The following is a 15,186-nucleotide window of genomic DNA, read 5'->3' on the forward strand; positions in this document are numbered from 1 at the left end:
CGGGAGATTCAAATGAACACTTTGTACCTGACCGGGGCCCGTGTCCTGGTCGTCATCATTACCTGTTTGGGATTGGCGGCGTGCAACGATCACGCAGAGGAAAAGCAAACCCTTGGGCCCGTGGCCTTCCATCAGAGTGACGAGTGTCATGTCTGCGGGATGGTCATCGCCGACTTTCCGGGCCCCAAAGGTCAGGTCGTGGAAAAAGGCACGGTCAAGAAATTCTGCTCCACCGCGGAAATGCTCGGATGGTGGCTTCAGCCAGAGAATCACCGCACCGATGCGAAGTTGTATGTCCACGACATGGGGAAAAGTGCCTGGGAGAAACCTGACGACCATTATCTGATTGACGCAACCAAAGCCTACTATGTCGTCGGCACTCGGCTTAAAGGTTCCATGGGCGTCGTTCTTGCGTCATTTTCCGAGGAGACGGCTGCGGACAAGCTGGCCAGTGAACAGGGCGGCAGGGTACTGCGCTTTGAAGAGATCGACCTGGCCCTGTTGCAGCAAGCTCCTGCGATGTAGCAGGCCAGCATTGCGGCTTGAAATTTCCCGGGTCGGGAAGGGGCAAGACACAATGCCCGCAGTTGCTACCGGTAATCTTATTTCAGCGTTAGAATCCAGTCAGCCAGAATCTTGGCTTCTTCGTCGGTCACTTGGTTGGCCGGCATGGGTATCGCACCCCATTTGCCGGTGCTGCCTTCTTTGATGCTCTTGACCAAGGTGGCGGAAGCATCGGCCTGACCGGCGTATTTGGCAGCCACTTCCTTGTACCCTGGACCAACCATTTTGGCGTCGATGGTATGGCAGGCAACACAGGTTTTGCTCTTGAAGAGCGTCTCGCCGTCAACGGCCATGGCCGATTGCAGGGTCAGCGCTGCACCCAGGGCTAGCAGTGGAGCAAGAATTCTTTTCATTGTTGATTCCTCAGGCTACGGAGCAGGTTCGAAACGTCCCGCTTCCGGTTCAGGGTAAACTCAATTCAAGATGACGGCACATCTTCATGCCTCTGGCATGTTCCTCTCGGCCGGATCTTCAGAACGATCGTCCTCTCAATGTTTCAACGAATCATATAGACCGGGATCGTCAGAATCTTGTGGCTCCTCTGAACCAAGCTCTGGCTTAGATGGAACAGAACCTTGAGTTTGATCTTCGAAACTCGAATCGTTCGATATACCATCTCGCTGTAGGTCCAGCTTTTCCGGGCCTATTAGATTTGACTTCCGTATTTGCGCAGGGTGCGTTCGAGAGGATGAGCGGGCACACTAAGGGAGGCTTTACGGTGGTCATCTCGCCACTACCAAAACTGGACTACGCCGCTTGAGGGGCATTTCCTCGGCTATGTGGTGTTTCGGATGGAGAAAACACGATGATGGTGGACGACCCTTCTACGCACGCTCCGATCAAGCTAGCATAAATCACGGCAACCTTTTTGCTCTCTTCTAGCAATTCCTTGGATTCCTCGACCAATTCTCCATAGCCACGCATTACAGATTTTTTCGTTATGATCGGCTCGATTTTTGCTATGGAGATACGTTGGTTCGCTTGTCTGGCTCATCACTTTTGAAGATTGATCCTTTTGATGGATCGAATCTGAGCCCACAGGTGTTTGCGCAATTACCGGTGCCGTGCGGTCACTCAATAGTAACACCAAGATCAGAAATACAAAGGCAGCAAATACAGGGAAAGATCCGAACCATAAAACCATGCGGCGTCGGTGCTGATCTTCGTTCATCCGTGCTAATCCTTTGCAGCTTGATAGCTGCCACATGACAAGATTGCCACCAATGTAGATCTATTGTTGATGATTACCAATTCATAACCCACCTGGTTTTAAGAGCATTGCCGCAGTTCTTGCACGCTGAGGCACGTACATTTCTGCCGTGGAAACCGAAGCCGACCATTTCAACACAACGGCCAAAAGGGGGCACTCTAAAAAGTCTAGAGAAGCCGAGCCGATTCATTGCGTTGATCCAACGTCCTAGGTGGATTTTCGAAACAGCTCTTGGCGAATTTTCCCGATGGCTCCCATGGGATTGAGCCCCTTGGGGCAGACCCAAGAGCAGTTGCCGATGCTACGGCAACGGAACAAGCTGAACGGGTCCTCCAGCCGCTCTAGCCGTTCCACCGTGGCCTGATCGCGGCTGTCGGTGATGAAACGCCAAGCTTGCAACAGCCCGGCTGGACCTACGTACTTTTCCGGGTTCCACCACCAGGATGGACATTGCGAGGAACAGCAACCACAGAGAATGCATTCATACAGCCCATCGAGCTTAGCGCGCTCCTCGGGGGACTGGAGACGCTCGATGGCCGGTGCTGGCTCGTGGTTGATCAGCCATGGCTTGATGCTCTCGTACTGTTTAAAGAAGAGACTCTGGTCGACTACCAGATCGCGGATGACCGGCATGCCGGGCAAAGGTCTGATGATCAGTATGCTGGCCGTGCCCAGCGCCTCCGAAACAGGCGTGATGCAAGCCAGTCTGTTCTTGCCGTTGATATTCATGCCATCCGAACCGCAAACACCCTCCCGACAGGAGCGCCGGTAGACCAGTGTCTGATCTGCCTCGTGCAGGAACTCCAATGCATCCAGCACCATTCGCCCTCGGAACTCCTCGGGCAACGACAACGACTGCATCCAAGGCGACCGTTCTTGTTCCGGGTGGTATCGATATACCTGTACTTCAATCATGGCTCATTTCTCCTCCACCGATTACGACGAGAGTGGACAGCACCTGGATCCGGTAAGCGCACGGCGACCACATCCAGTCGATCAGGAAAACTCCTCACGTGGAGCATAGACGTTGATGACGTCAGAGCGAATTTGCATCCGGCGCGAGCTTACGAGGCGGACGGTGAAGCGTCGCTGACAGACAACCCGCTTCCTTAGACTGTGCGACGCATCGGCGCGGGGACGTTGACCCTTCCTCTGCTGCTTCGGCTCGTAACCAGATTGGTCCGGTTTCATCTGACGCGCACGCAAGTGCGGCCGGATGCTTCGCACCTTGGTTTCGACCTGAACGGGCTGCACCAGAGCGGAACTCCTTCGCGCACCGCTCAGGTCAGCGGGCCTTCCGCCCAATGGGTGCCTTGATGACCGATCAGGAAGCGCCCGACCAGGTCGCTGGCACTCAAATCGTCATGGCAGTAATAGTGATCAAGGGACGTTTAGCCGTCAGGCCATGTGTTCGACAAAGCGGGTCTTGCCACACCCGGTGGGGCCTTTGAGCATGATCGCCAGTTGCCGGGCGTGACACTGCTCGAAGATCGCCACCTCGTCGCCGCAGGGTTGGTAATAGGGTTCGGCTTGCGGCAATGCGGATTCTGCGGCCGGCAGTTCCTGCTGCATCAGAGAACAATCCATCACAACGCTGCACCTGATGCTCGAGGCGTATCCAGAACCGGATCGGCTTCATCGACATTGAATTGCGGCGCATGGCGGAAGAAATCGAAGATAAACAGCCCGACACCCAGGCTGAACATCGACGCCGTGGCTACCAGCATCAGGAAATGCACCTGGATTTTCAGCTGCACATCCAGATAGCCCATGCCGAGAATGCGTTCCAGGTACACCTGAGCGATGCCCGCGGTGGCAAATGACAGGGTCATGCCGAACATGCCTCCCAGCTGCAACCAGAATGCCCAGTAACCGATGCTGCTTTCCTCCACCGGACGACGGGTCATGCCCGGCAGCGCATAGGTAATCATCGCCAGGACAATCATGACGTAGGCCCCATAAAACGCGGCATGGCCATGCATGGCAGTGATCAGGGTGCCGTGGGTCCATTTGTTGACGTCGGGAAAGGTGTGAGCCAGACCCAGCAGGCCAGCGCCAAACATGGTGAACAGCGCGCTGCCCATGGTCCAGTGCAAGGCCAGTTTGTTGGGGTGAGAGAGGCCGGAGCGGCGCATCGCGTTGTAGGCATAAATCGCCATGCCGACCAGCGCCATGGGTTCAAGGGCACTGAAGAAGCCGCCCAGTGGAAGCCAGTAATGGGGCACGCCGATCCAGTAATAATGGTGGGCGGTGCCGAGGATGCCGGCAATGAACACCAGGCCGACGATCACGTACAGCCACTTCTCCATAACCTCGCGATCAGCGCCCGACAGTCTGATCAGCAGATAGGCCAGAAAGCCGCCCTGGATCATCTCCCAGACACCCTCGACCCACAGGTGAATCGTCCACCAGCGGTAGTAGATGGACACCACGTAGTTTTCATAATGTAGCAGCGCCGGCAGATAAAGCACCGCGGCACTGGCCAGTCCCAGCAGCAGAACGCCTTCAGTGGCCGTGAAACGCCCGGCTTTCCTGATGGTCATGCCGATGTTGTAGAGAAACATCAGCATGCAGATGACGATCACGATCTTGTGCGGCAGCGGTTGTTCGAGCAGTTTGTTCCCCGTGCCATATCCGAACAGGTATCCCAGGACGGCGGTGACGCCCATGGCCGTCCACAATCCGAGCTGGATATAGGCCAGTTTGGTGCTGTGCAACTCGCCACGTGATTCGTCCGGCACCATCCAGTAGGTGGCGCCCATGAAACCGGTCAGCACCCAGACGATCAACAGATTGGTATGAATCGACTTGGTGACATCGAATGGCAGCAAGTCAAGCAGCGGGTCCGGCCCCAGGTATTTGGCCGCCGAAAGTAAGCCGAATACCAATTGCAGACCGAACAGCACCATGGCAACGGCGAAGTACCAGTAAGCGACGGATTGAGATCTGTAGCGCATGGTCATCCCCTTTGATTACTGGAACGACGCCAGATAGGCGACCAGTTGATTGATCTGTTCGGGCGTTAGCGATTTGGCGAAGGTGTCCGGCATGAAGGACATGCCGCTGGCGGAATACATGTCGCCCGGATGCAGGTAGGCGCTCGGCGCGACGATCGATTCGCGGATGAAGCTTTCGACGTCCTTGGCCTTGCCCTTGTAGTCAGGCGAGGCGATGACCTGTTTGGCTCGGATGGCCAACCCGGCCATTGTCGGCCCGGCGAGATTGACCCCCGGTGCAATCGAATGGCAAGCGCTGCACACCGGTGTCGCGGTGGTTCGAAACAGCGCCTCGCCCAAGGCGATCGGATCTTCCTTGTCTGACACCGGACGGGCGGCGGGTGGCTGGTCGCCGCCGGCGACCACGTTCTGCTGCGCCACGGTGAGGTCCATGCCGGGAATCGACGTGCCAGTCACCAGAATCGGCCGCGGCGGCCAGCCTTGATTGTCGACCTTGCTCACCCAATCCATGAAGGCGATCAACGCTGCGATTTCTTCGTCATTGAGATTCAGGTTCGGCATCAATCGGCGGTGGCGTTGCTCGTCATAAAACTTTGAGGGATCTTTGAGGAATGCCGTGAGATAAGGGGCGCCGCGCAGCTGGGTGATTTTGGTCAGGTCCGGGGCGTAATACGCACCTTCGCCAAACAAAGTGTGGCAATTGATGCAGTTGTATTCGTGCCATACATCCTTGCCGCGAGTGACCTCGGGCGTGATCTGCTGTGCATTGGTCAGAGTCGGGAATTGTCGATGGCTATCGACCGTCATCCCCAGAAATACCACCGTGGCAATGGCAGTCGATATCAGCGCGAACGAGCGTGTTTGACGTTTGTTCATTGCGATTTCCCTATACGCCGATGCCGGTCCAATAGGTGATGCCGATGATTGTGGCATAGGCGACTGCGCCGGCCATCAGCACGAGCACTGCATAACTGACTAGCTTCAAAGCTGTTTGCACGACTGCCTCCTTACGTGAAGTGCAGTGGAATGTTCCTGTTCATTCGCTTGCGTGCTTGAGAATCAACACGCGCGAAAGAACGATCGCCTTTGGTGCTGACGATGTCCGGATTCTGCATTCGAACAGCGGTGAGCAGGCCTGAAAATGGATGACTTCACAAAGCCTTGCGTTCAAGTGCCTTGGTGAGGTTGGGAGGCAGGAATGATTGAGAGCCTAGTCCACGTCGCGCAACTGTCAATGAATCGCGCGGACTTCACTCGTCGTCTTTATTCGGCTTGCCATCGCCATCCGGCTTGGCGCCGAACATGCCGAACAGGTTAGCGCGCCTTGGACTGGTCGACATACTGTCGCATCAGGTCTTGCATCACCGGCGCCTGCTGGTGCATGAACGTGCTCCAGGCGTCGGACGACTGCGCCCCGGTCTGGGACTGGATGTCGATCACGGTCTGAATGCTATTGTCCAGATAGCTGCCAAGCACGCCCTGATAAAGGCTCGTAGAACTGGATGATCCTCATCAGTGTTGACGCCGACGTCGAATTGACCCCCGTGCCGACGCAAGACTAAACCACCTCCAATCGGCACAAATCCAGCATAGGTAATGGTTCGCAAGGAATCAGACTGGGTCAGTGATATCTCGGCAACTGGATCAATTCGGCGTCGGCGCCAACATCAATACTCGAACATCGTCCGTAAAATCACTGGAACGTCCATGACCCAGAACACCAAGCGCGCGCTGATCCAGTTGATTTCCGCCGGCAACGACTTCAAATCCGCAGACGCTATTGCTGAGGCCCTCCCATTTGCAAAGGGTGCCGCGCTGCAGCGTTTCTTTGACTCCGTAGACCGATCATTGTCGCAGACCCACACGCGTGCACAGCCGCCGGCCGGTTTCCCAGGCTTGGAATTCAATGAGGAGATCTGCTGCGCTTGGTTCAGGATCAAGGGCCTGAGGCCAAAGAACGTTGGAATGTTCCATGACATCGGTGTCGAAGGCGCATTGCTGAGGATCGAGGTCGCAACGGATGCTCTTCACTACGGACTGGTGCCTGTCAGCAACGGCAAGCTAGGGTGCATTGAGCAACTGAGGGAGTTTGCCCATCCGATTCCTGAGCACCTGATCTATCGGGACTGGAGGGCCTTTAAATGGCTGTCGAGCGTCTACGAGGAAAACGTAGGGCGCAACATGGATCGCCTGTTGGCCACCGACCAGCTGCTTGAGCAGGTTTTTGAAACCATCAAGCAACTGACCAAGGCGCCCTCTGGCCAGGTGTAAACCCTAACAGCTACCACCCAGTATTCATTGGTAGAGCGATTTAACCGCTAAGCCCCCTCGCCAAGCTAAGTAAGCTAGGCATGCTGGCTTCCCCAACCCCTAGACGCTCGCTGCTCTCCCAGCGGAGCTGGCATAATGATGGCCATTCAAGATAAGTACAAACTTGATAAAGGAGCCATATGAGCAGCTTGAAAGACATGATTGAAGATGCAGACGTAGTGGGGAAGCTGGCTAACAGAATTACGGTCAAGGCTTCGAAGCGCGCCCGGACCAGGGTGATGCTCATGGCCACCGTAGGCATCGTTATATTGGGTAGCCACCTCGGTTACCTTACATATTTGCAAGGTGAATACCAGAAAAGCTCAGACGAACATAACGCCAAGTACGGTTTTCTGGTCGCCGAGAATCAAGACAAGCGTACGCTTGACTACATCGAACTCTGCATCGAGGCGTCGAAAGATACTGACGCCAACCGCCATTACTACTGCAGCAAGGCGTTGGATCTTTATAAGCTTACGTTCAAGGACATGCCAGGCGGTATAGATGAAAACGTAGAAAAAGCGGCGTTCGGGGCCATGAAGGTAGACGTTGCGGCTAGGATTCGCTCTATGACTCTGGACCGTACCATGGGCCAAACACCAGCAATGGACAGCGTGCTCAAATTCCTGCTGAGTATCGCAGGCATTGTGATCGCCGTTGTACTTGCCGCCGTTGGTATGACCGCTACCATAGTCTATACGTGGCGCATTTCCCAAGCGCAACTCGCCTCTGCCCAGAATACCAACCCACCCGCGTCGCCCACGTAGGAGGTCGCCGAGGATGTGAGGCTTAGAAGTAGAGGTTCGTGCTGACGAGGCTCGCTGAGAGCGCCATTCTATAATCGCTCTATAATCGACTATAAAGTCCTCTTTCTGCCGGTTGAAGGGCGGCCTCCATTTCAGCTGTCCTCAAGTTCCACAGTGGTATTTTTGCGAGCTTTTCAGAAACCACACAGGTGCGCATAACGCTGTTTCGTTAAATGGCACCGTCATCCAAGCCCACACCCCGGTGGGCTTTTTTGTGGCTGCTGGACGCCATAGGGGGGGAGTTGGGTCCACCACAACCCTCGTCACCTAATCACATTTCATCGAATTGGTACTGCGGCCCACAAGATGGCCGTCGACATACAATATGACCCGGAGCTAGACCTAGTCATCTTGGCTTTTTGGGCTTAGACGGCAGCGACATAGAGTCTATGTATTTTTGAAAATCTCTAGCCGACTCATCATCTGTCGCCTTCGGCACCGGCGGGCGTCGGACAGGCTTACTCGGCCGTGAAACGTCACCAGGTGTCAGGTCGATGTGTTTCATCGCCGACCGCTCATTTTCGTTGAGCGCCGAATCAAAAACCTTTGCGATCACACGATTATCCCGATCCGCACGAGCGAATTTCACCACGTTCGACTTCATCTCAATTGGCAGGTCGAAGGGACACCGCAAATCCAGATGGCGACCCGTCGACCGAGGTTGTAGCGCTTGAAAATGCAGCTCTTCGACTTCCTTCGAATTGCTGGAATACCCACTGGAACGATATGCCCGGCTGATATCACAGAGAATTACATATTCCCGGCCGGCGTTACGGCATTCAATATAAGCGAGCTTTAGAAGCTGGACGGCGAGCCGTTTGATCCCGAATGTAGAGCGGTAAAGCTCCGCAGCAAGGTCGTCGATGTCGACCCGAATGTGACCCCCACTTACCCTGACACACTCAGCGACGTAGTCTTTCCAGTCTTGGCTTTCAGGCTCGTCCGGTAACATGATGCGAGGCTCCGAGAGCAGCCTCTGCTTATCCTCACTGTTACGACGGAGGAGCTTATGCACGAGGCTGTAATTGGATACGAAGATCATAGGTGGTCCAATGGCGGCCATCGTCAGCAGAATGTCAGTTACCTTAGATGCACCCAAACCGGTGTTGATGTGCTGAGTTTCTTCAAGAACAACCAATGAGATCCCATCACGGTTGGCTCGCCTGCGGCTTTCAACGAGCAGCTTTGACAAATTCCAGCGTCCACCGGGCTCTCCGCTCCCAAGCACGAAATCGGTAAGTAACTGCTTGCCGCCTGCCTTACCCCGCGCACTCGCATACCAATGTGAAATCAGTTTGACGGCCCCGTGATAATGATCACAGGTAAAATCCATGGGCGGGGGCAAGATTTTTCTCAAAGCTGCAATCGTCTGACTCTTTCCAACACCAGCCAATCCCGTTAAGCATACTGGCGATACTTCTACCTCTGGCGGGTTGTATATTTTTGAAACGTATTCAGTTTCGGTTGTAAAAAGCTTACTGCTATGAAGAGATGCTCGTCCCGCCATCTCCTTGATGAAACCCAGACAGAATTCGTTCGGCAAGAAAATCTTCATCAAAACGTCTGCTAAGGACTCGGCGGCGATAACAGAATCCATGGCGCTCAAGAAGCCTACTGGTTCAGGTCTAACCGTTATCAGGCCTCGAATCTTTTTGGCATCCAAGCATCCGTCGAACCGCGTTTCAATTGAATGGTTCATTTGGCTTTACCTCTAAAGCGATCGTAATCAGCCCCGTCGCGCTGGGCTGCCCCACCTTTAGCCGGCCTTCCAAGCTTACGCTCGCCACTATCCGAATCTTTTCCTGTATTTCGCTTGAATCGATCCTTGAAATGCTGCTGAGCTGCTGGCCTCTCATCCCGAAGAGCTGCGGCTGCGTTTCGTCTCAATTGATCGATTTCCTGCAGATCACGCAATGAAATATCCACGGTGCCGGCAGGAGTGCTTGCAGTTCGCACAAAATCCAACTCATATAAAACGCCATTAACTTCAATCCATATATGACGAACGCACATTGTCAATACAAATACAGAAGTTTCAATGACACCATTCATAGCGACCCTATCGAATACCCCAGTCGCTACTAAAGATTGAGATCTATATTTACGCCCATATAAATACACTGCGTCCTTTCGTATGTGCGCGGGACAATTTTTTAGAAAGGTTCTGACTGCGGTGTCAAACTGCATTCCAATCGAAGAGTCTCGACCTCGACAACTCCAGTAGTTATAAATATTAAATGGAGTCGGTTTGATGCCGGCCATATACATTTCTTCTTCCATTCGCCTGCCAGCATCGGAAGTGCGATTGTCCGAAATGGCTCGCAGAATTTCTCGTTTAGCCATCTCAACAAAATTTAACTTGCTATGAACATGCGTCGGTTGGCCCAAGGACTTCTTATCCCTCGGATGAGAGGCCTCAACAGTCGCCTTCGACTGCCCAGAAAATACGGGGGTCAGCTCGAAGGCTTTGAGCCAATTAATATTGGGCTCACTTTCGTAGCCTGCCCCTGGCCCTCGATCAAACACGGTACCGCCTGACAATCCTTCACTTGGCCATTCTCCAGACTTAATCTCAATGCCAAAAAGATCGCCAAACTTGACCTTATCAATAGCCATGCAAAACAGGGCCATTTTGTAGGCGTCCATATTCTCTTTGCCCTCCGCGAATCCGACGCCCAGTACAGCTCCCGATAAACCGCACACTGCGCGGACCACGCAAAAACTATCAACCGCGCTTTCTTCTATGAGACCGGTCAGCTTTTCAGAAATATTGTATCCGTCAAACTCAACATTTTGATTTACATTAATAATTAACTCAGCGAAGCTTCCTTCCGCCCCTGACATAGCTCGTGCTTTGTGCTGCCCTTTTAATGCGCGCCTGAGCGCCTTGGGGCTTATGAGCTGTCCAATCCAATATTTAATCTGATTGAATGATGGGAACGGCTTGCCATCTGGATGCACATATTTTTTATCGTCTATATCCCCCAAAACAATACATCCAAACTCGTGAATAACTATGGCGTTATAAATATCGTTTTTTGTTTTATATTCTGATTTAAACTTCAGAAAGCCAGAGAGAATCTTTTCTTTCATTCTGGCGTCAGACGGATAACCGTATAGTTTTCCCTTCGGCGACGGTCTGCCAAGTTTTCGTGTACGGGAGGGATCTTCCCGGTTCCAACCGCCAATACGGTGCAGGGGAGGCATCAAGGCCCATTTGTTATACCCAAAAGTAATATAGGTGTAGAACCACAACCTAACTCGGGCTGCGTTCTGCTGCGGTTTCTGGCCCTTGGCATGAGCATTGATAAGAGAGTCTGGATTATCATCAGCCAAAATCTCGTCCCTCCGCGCAACAAGATCACAGATAGCCATGAATCGCCGGTTGACCTTCTGGTCGTAGCTCTCCTTTACTGAGTGTCTTCGGCCCTCCAAATGAGTTACTGACACACCGTCAATGGGTGCAAGCCACGGAGGAAATTTGTCACCAGGGCCATCTTCCAACACCCACCCGTTTTCAAGCGCTTCTTCAAACTCAATCCTAGTTAACGTGATCAGATGAGCGCTCAACTCCTTGCCGCGATCACTAAACATCACGAGCCTGACCCGGTTCCGTTTGCCGTTACTGTTCAGGAAGTGGTAGGTAATGCCCTTTGAAAGACAGAGATACCCCTCCGGTGCGATGAGTCGCGATCCCGTCATCATGGAACCGACTCCTCAAAGAGCGAGCCGTAAACGGTAAACAGATCGCCACCTTCAGTGGAAAATGGATGATCGATGTGAATCGGATTGAAAAAATTAAGCGACAGCTTTCGATCCCAAATGTCTTGGTAGATTCTTGCGATGAACTGGTCACGAGAACCCCACCGTGCCCCGTATTTAATCGCGACATGCGCCACCGGGTTTCCTGCAAGGACCGCCGCTCTGACATCAGCACTGAATTCATCAAGCAACGCTTTCTCATGGCTTAGCGGGAGGTCATGCATTACGAAGAGCATGTTCAGGTTTGCAATGACTGCCCGTTCAATCCTATCCAAAGAAACCTGCACTGTTCTAATGCCAGCGCTAGCGTAATAGGCTTTCTCCAGTTCGGTCCTCAGCTCGGCATGATCGCGATCCTTCTTCTGCTGGGAAGGTGTCTTTGCTTTCGAGCTTCGTCTTTCGCGAAATGCTTCCTCGCGGTCTTTGACGGTCCAATTAACGGCATAGGGGATTCCGTCATGACCTTTCATGTATAAAAGCAGGTCACCCTGATAGGGAAAGGGCATCCTGTGTCGGTTGCCATCGTGGCCCTCAACCACGATTTCGTGGTGCTTGAAACCAATCTCCTTGGCTATCTCTACCGTTCCACGTACAGGGCGTGGAAAAGTGCCTTTTGTCAGTGGGTGGCCACGAAGGGGATGCCCCGAGCTGAATGGCCATAGCATTTTTTGCTCATGGATATCGAGAAGGTCTGGATGACAAAGTGCAAGTTGCGCGAACACCCGTTCAGGAGTTGAGAGAACATGCAATGTACGGCCGAGTTTTGCGCTATGAAGCCTGCTGATCCGTGAGCCCTTAGGGGCTTCACGGGGGACCGCCAACGTGGACGGAATGTACTCCTGTCCCCATTCGAACCGACCTTGGCGGCTCATGATCAGGGCAAATTTGTCCTGCAGTTTCATTCTGGTAATCCAATGTCTTATAGGCTCGCCCTTCGGTCGTGGCTGGGGATAACAACCCTCGCGTAAGACGAGCCCCATACCCAGCGGGCAGGTGCGCACGCGCATCGCTGTGGATAACGCATGGCATCTTGTGGACGAACGAAGTCGTGCGGGACTTGACGCCCCACATGTATGGAATAGACAATGGATTCGTCAGGCACCTAATCTGACTTATCCACAAGGGCCCAAGCTCGAACTTGGGCCTTTGTCTATCTGACTTCTAGCTTTACGGTTAGCTAGACTTCATTTTAATTCCTCCTATCAAAGTGTCACCTTACGGCTCTCCATCTGTGGACTTGTACCACAGCTACTTATAGAACTTGTACCACAGCACTTGCAGCGTTTGTACCACGGAACTTGTACCACAATAAGCTTTAATCGATTGATCTCCACGTCGGTATCGACGTGGACAACTCTCTACGGTTAAAGCGAAACATGTTACCGCTTGAAATTACCTGCTGACAACCAAAAAGGTTGCTATGCTGCACCTATACTGGCACCTCATAGTATCGCAATCACAAGCTTCGATGATTTCCGTGCCCCGATCTACGAGTCAGGCGCGAAGGCTTAAACCAAGTACCTCTAGGCTATTCTCTTTAAACTAAGCGAATGGTATTAGCACACAGCTTTAATTCCAACAGAGAATTTCGCGAATTACGTCGACGTATATATCATAAGCATTGATAGCTAACGGCCGAAATTATGAATGATTCCTGCGTTCAACGTCGCGATATCGTTCTCCGCTTTTTTGAGGATGAGACTTTCTACAGCCTCTGCTGCCGTCAGCACCAATTTTTGGGGAATTTGAAAGCTTCAGATACTTTAGCTTGGCTATTCGGCAAGCACTCTTGTTCCGTTACCCATGATTTTCCTTGCAACCTCGATGCCCTGAATAGACCAGCGCAAGCGATTTGGGGGGATTCCCTGTCAATCATGCGGGAACACACGATTCTCCCAGTATTTTTTCCATTCCAATCGGATCAGCATATCGCGGCCGTCATTCAAACCGTAAAAAGCGCCCAAATAGGATCGATCAAGTATCGCTTGGGGCTTTTGACGGGACGCTTCGGCGCAGAGCACCCTTTGAAAGCCTGTATCGCTTGTATGTCAATTGATCAAACCAGTCACGGCACTGCTTACTGGCATTTATCACATCAGTATCCCGGTGTAGTTTTATGTCCTACCCATGGCTTAATGCTCAGAGAAAGCACTGTAAATCGCCAATGGTCGGGTAGCTTCCAATGGGTGTTACCAAGCGAAGCTACTCTTGCGGCGGCAACGTCACCAATGCCTTCCACCACAGCTCAAAAGGCGCTACAGCAGCTAGGCAAGGGGGTTCTCGATCTTGCAAATTGCGGAGTTTCCAGGCGTTTCCACCCAAAAACGGTGAGATCAGTTTATAAAGAGGCGCTAATTCAATCAGGCATCTCTGAACCGGAGAGGATAAGTGCCTCCATTGACTTCGCTGAGTACTCATCACAGCTTCAGCCTTACCCTCCACTCACCTCCCTGCCTACCACCGTGCAGAGAGCTGAAGCTCTCATCAGTCAGCTAACCCGTAACCCCCGTGGTCATTGCCATCCGCTCAAGCACCTGACGCTAATTACGTGGCTGTTTGGTCGCCTGGACCCTTTCATCGAAGCCTACGATCGCTTTGACAGCGCCCCCCACCAACAGATATCTCAAACCAAACACAAGAGCAATGCCAAGGCTGTCATGGTGGATACGACATTGATAGAAAAAGTTGCCGAGAAAAAAGAGCTCAGAAAACCCAAAAAGCTCAAGCCAAATATTCGAACCGCCATCTTGGAATGCTTGCGAAACGGAAATCCTAAAGAGTCAATCTGTTTCAAGTTTGGAATTTCTATTTGCACTGTAAATAGAGTACTCCGCTCAGAGCCAGCGGTAGCGAAATCACGAACTGAACTGCATCGGGAGTCGCTCTTACTTAAATATCGCGCAGAATGGCAAGCTACTGCTTTGGTGTATTCAGATGCTACAGCAAAGTGTATTCGCCTAGCGATTCCAAGCACTTATGCATGGCTGTATAGAAATGACAAAAACTGGCTACTTGCACAAACACATGCTTTACCACGTGGACGTCGCGGAAACTACTCAAACATAGATTGGTTTGAGCGTGATTGCGAGCTCGCAGACCTAGTTATAAAAACTTTAACCCAAAGCTCTGGACATCAATTAAAGCTGAATAAAAAGGACTTATACAAGTTGATTCCCGCACTTTCACGCGCATTAGAGAAGAAAGGGCATTATTTAAAAACAAGAAAACTACTATCAGAAATATCACAAGACAATTAAATCATTAAGATTCAGATAGTATACCGGGAACGCTCGGGAGGAATGGCCTTTAGGTTTCAGTGCATCTTCTATTTTTCAATACGGCAGCAAGTGATCAACTGCTGATTCTAGATTGACCAATTTCCTGTCAGAACCTCTCCTCGGGTAGGTATTTAACGAAGGGGCAGATTAGGTCATTGACCTATCTGTGCCACTACATCCAGCGTCGGCGGCGCCAGCGCCAGAGTCACTCTATAATCGCTCTATAATCGCTCTATAATTCCCTATAAACCGTATTCGTAAGCGTCCGCCAGCACACCTTGCGCGGTGACAGACCACAA

Annotated in this window: 12 protein-coding genes and 2 pseudogenes; 4 read left to right on the forward strand and 10 right to left on the reverse strand. The window is 52.4% G+C overall.

Annotated elements, in window-relative coordinates:
- Positions 1-12 precede the first annotated feature (12 nt).
- Positions 13-525 carry a nitrous oxide reductase accessory protein NosL gene (locus tag F8N85_RS12435; RefSeq protein ID WP_150803903.1) on the forward strand — a complete coding sequence of 171 codons (513 nt, stop codon included), beginning with the start codon at positions 13-15 and terminating at the stop codon, positions 523-525.
- 77 nt (positions 526-602) lie between these two features.
- Here F8N85_RS12435 and F8N85_RS12440 read toward each other — a convergent pair whose 3' ends face one another.
- From F8N85_RS12440 to F8N85_RS35580, 7 genes and pseudogenes are all read right to left on the reverse strand, one after another.
- Positions 603-917 carry a c-type cytochrome gene (locus F8N85_RS12440; protein ID WP_150803904.1) on the reverse strand — a complete coding sequence of 105 codons (315 nt, stop codon included), beginning with the start codon at positions 915-917 and terminating at the stop codon, positions 603-605.
- A 491-nt stretch (positions 918-1,408) separates the two neighbouring features.
- Positions 1,409-1,735 (reverse strand): hypothetical protein, encoded by a 327-nt coding sequence (locus tag F8N85_RS12445; RefSeq protein WP_150803905.1) that lies wholly within the window; start codon positions 1,733-1,735, stop codon positions 1,409-1,411.
- Positions 1,736-1,981: 246 nt separating this feature from the next.
- On the reverse strand, positions 1,982-2,689 hold the full coding sequence (locus tag F8N85_RS12450; RefSeq protein ID WP_150803906.1) for a succinate dehydrogenase iron-sulfur subunit: 708 nt from the start codon (positions 2,687-2,689) through the stop codon (positions 1,982-1,984).
- 368 nt (positions 2,690-3,057) lie between these two features.
- Positions 3,058-3,346: pseudogene (locus F8N85_RS12455) on the reverse strand (AAA family ATPase); the annotation flags it as partial.
- A gap of 14 nt (positions 3,347-3,360) precedes the next feature.
- Positions 3,361-4,731, reverse strand: coding sequence for a cbb3-type cytochrome c oxidase subunit I (locus F8N85_RS12460; protein ID WP_150803907.1), 1,371 nt, complete (start codon positions 4,729-4,731; stop codon positions 3,361-3,363).
- A 15-nt stretch (positions 4,732-4,746) separates the two neighbouring features.
- Complete coding sequence (locus F8N85_RS12465; RefSeq protein ID WP_150803908.1) at positions 4,747-5,607, reverse strand: c-type cytochrome; 861 nt, start codon at positions 5,605-5,607, stop codon at positions 4,747-4,749.
- A 374-nt stretch (positions 5,608-5,981) separates the two neighbouring features.
- Positions 5,982-6,259: pseudogene (locus F8N85_RS35580) on the reverse strand (polyhydroxyalkanoate synthesis repressor PhaR); the annotation flags it as partial.
- A 179-nt stretch (positions 6,260-6,438) separates the two neighbouring features.
- Here F8N85_RS35580 and F8N85_RS12475 point away from each other — a divergent pair.
- Positions 6,439-7,002 carry a hypothetical protein gene (locus F8N85_RS12475; protein WP_150803909.1) on the forward strand — a complete coding sequence of 188 codons (564 nt, stop codon included), beginning with the start codon at positions 6,439-6,441 and terminating at the stop codon, positions 7,000-7,002.
- Positions 7,003-7,181: 179 nt separating this feature from the next.
- A complete protein-coding gene (locus tag F8N85_RS12480; protein ID WP_150803910.1) occupies positions 7,182-7,808 on the forward strand; it encodes a hypothetical protein in 627 nt (208 codons plus the stop codon).
- A 385-nt stretch (positions 7,809-8,193) separates the two neighbouring features.
- Here F8N85_RS12480 and F8N85_RS12485 read toward each other — a convergent pair whose 3' ends face one another.
- Genes F8N85_RS12485 through F8N85_RS12495 form a run of 3 tightly spaced genes read right to left on the reverse strand, consistent with a single transcriptional unit; the run spans position 8,194 to position 12,511 of the window.
- On the reverse strand, positions 8,194-9,546 hold the full coding sequence (locus tag F8N85_RS12485; RefSeq protein WP_150803911.1) for a transposase: 1,353 nt from the start codon (positions 9,544-9,546) through the stop codon (positions 8,194-8,196).
- The gene (locus tag F8N85_RS34960; RefSeq protein WP_150803912.1) at positions 9,543-11,552 is read right to left on the reverse strand and encodes a transposase; all 2,010 of its coding nucleotides are present in this window, start codon (positions 11,550-11,552) and stop codon (positions 9,543-9,545) included. Before F8N85_RS34960 ends, F8N85_RS12485 begins: the two co-directional genes overlap by 4 nt.
- Positions 11,549-12,511: a transposase gene (locus F8N85_RS12495; protein WP_150803913.1), complete on the reverse strand. Its 963-nt coding sequence runs from the start codon at positions 12,509-12,511 to the stop codon at positions 11,549-11,551. Before F8N85_RS12495 ends, F8N85_RS34960 begins: the two co-directional genes overlap by 4 nt.
- Positions 12,512-13,252: 741 nt before the next feature.
- Here F8N85_RS12495 and F8N85_RS12500 point away from each other — a divergent pair.
- Positions 13,253-14,866, forward strand: a complete 1,614-nt coding sequence (locus tag F8N85_RS12500) for a TnsD family Tn7-like transposition protein (protein WP_150803914.1) — start codon at positions 13,253-13,255, stop codon at positions 14,864-14,866.
- Positions 14,867-15,186 lie beyond the last annotated feature (320 nt).

This window comes from Pseudomonas fluorescens (assembly GCF_902497875.1).
Taxonomy (GTDB): domain Bacteria; phylum Pseudomonadota; class Gammaproteobacteria; order Pseudomonadales; family Pseudomonadaceae; genus Aquipseudomonas; species Aquipseudomonas fluorescens_BR.

Bases quoted from the DNA above. Each gene is read 5' to 3' on its own strand.
- F8N85_RS34960 (WP_150803912.1), bottom strand. From the start codon at position 11,552: ATGATGACGGGATCGCGACTCATCGCACCGGAGGGGTATCTCTGTCTT.
- F8N85_RS12475 (WP_150803909.1), top strand. From the start codon at position 6,439: ATGACCCAGAACACCAAGCGCGCGCTGATCCAGTTGATTTCCGCCGGC.
- F8N85_RS12485 (WP_150803911.1), bottom strand. From the start codon at position 9,546: ATGAACCATTCAATTGAAACGCGGTTCGACGGATGCTTGGATGCCAAA.
- F8N85_RS12440 (WP_150803904.1), bottom strand. From the start codon at position 917: ATGAAAAGAATTCTTGCTCCACTGCTAGCCCTGGGTGCAGCGCTGACC.
- F8N85_RS12460 (WP_150803907.1), bottom strand. From the start codon at position 4,731: ATGCGCTACAGATCTCAATCCGTCGCTTACTGGTACTTCGCCGTTGCC.
- F8N85_RS12465 (WP_150803908.1), bottom strand. From the start codon at position 5,607: ATGAACAAACGTCAAACACGCTCGTTCGCGCTGATATCGACTGCCATT.
- F8N85_RS12500 (WP_150803914.1), top strand. From the start codon at position 13,253: ATGAATGATTCCTGCGTTCAACGTCGCGATATCGTTCTCCGCTTTTTT.
- F8N85_RS12480 (WP_150803910.1), top strand. From the start codon at position 7,182: ATGAGCAGCTTGAAAGACATGATTGAAGATGCAGACGTAGTGGGGAAG.
- F8N85_RS12445 (WP_150803905.1), bottom strand. From the start codon at position 1,735: ATGAACGAAGATCAGCACCGACGCCGCATGGTTTTATGGTTCGGATCT.
- F8N85_RS12495 (WP_150803913.1), bottom strand. From the start codon at position 12,511: ATGAAACTGCAGGACAAATTTGCCCTGATCATGAGCCGCCAAGGTCGG.
- F8N85_RS12435 (WP_150803903.1), top strand. From the start codon at position 13: ATGAACACTTTGTACCTGACCGGGGCCCGTGTCCTGGTCGTCATCATT.
- F8N85_RS12450 (WP_150803906.1), bottom strand. From the start codon at position 2,689: ATGATTGAAGTACAGGTATATCGATACCACCCGGAACAAGAACGGTCG.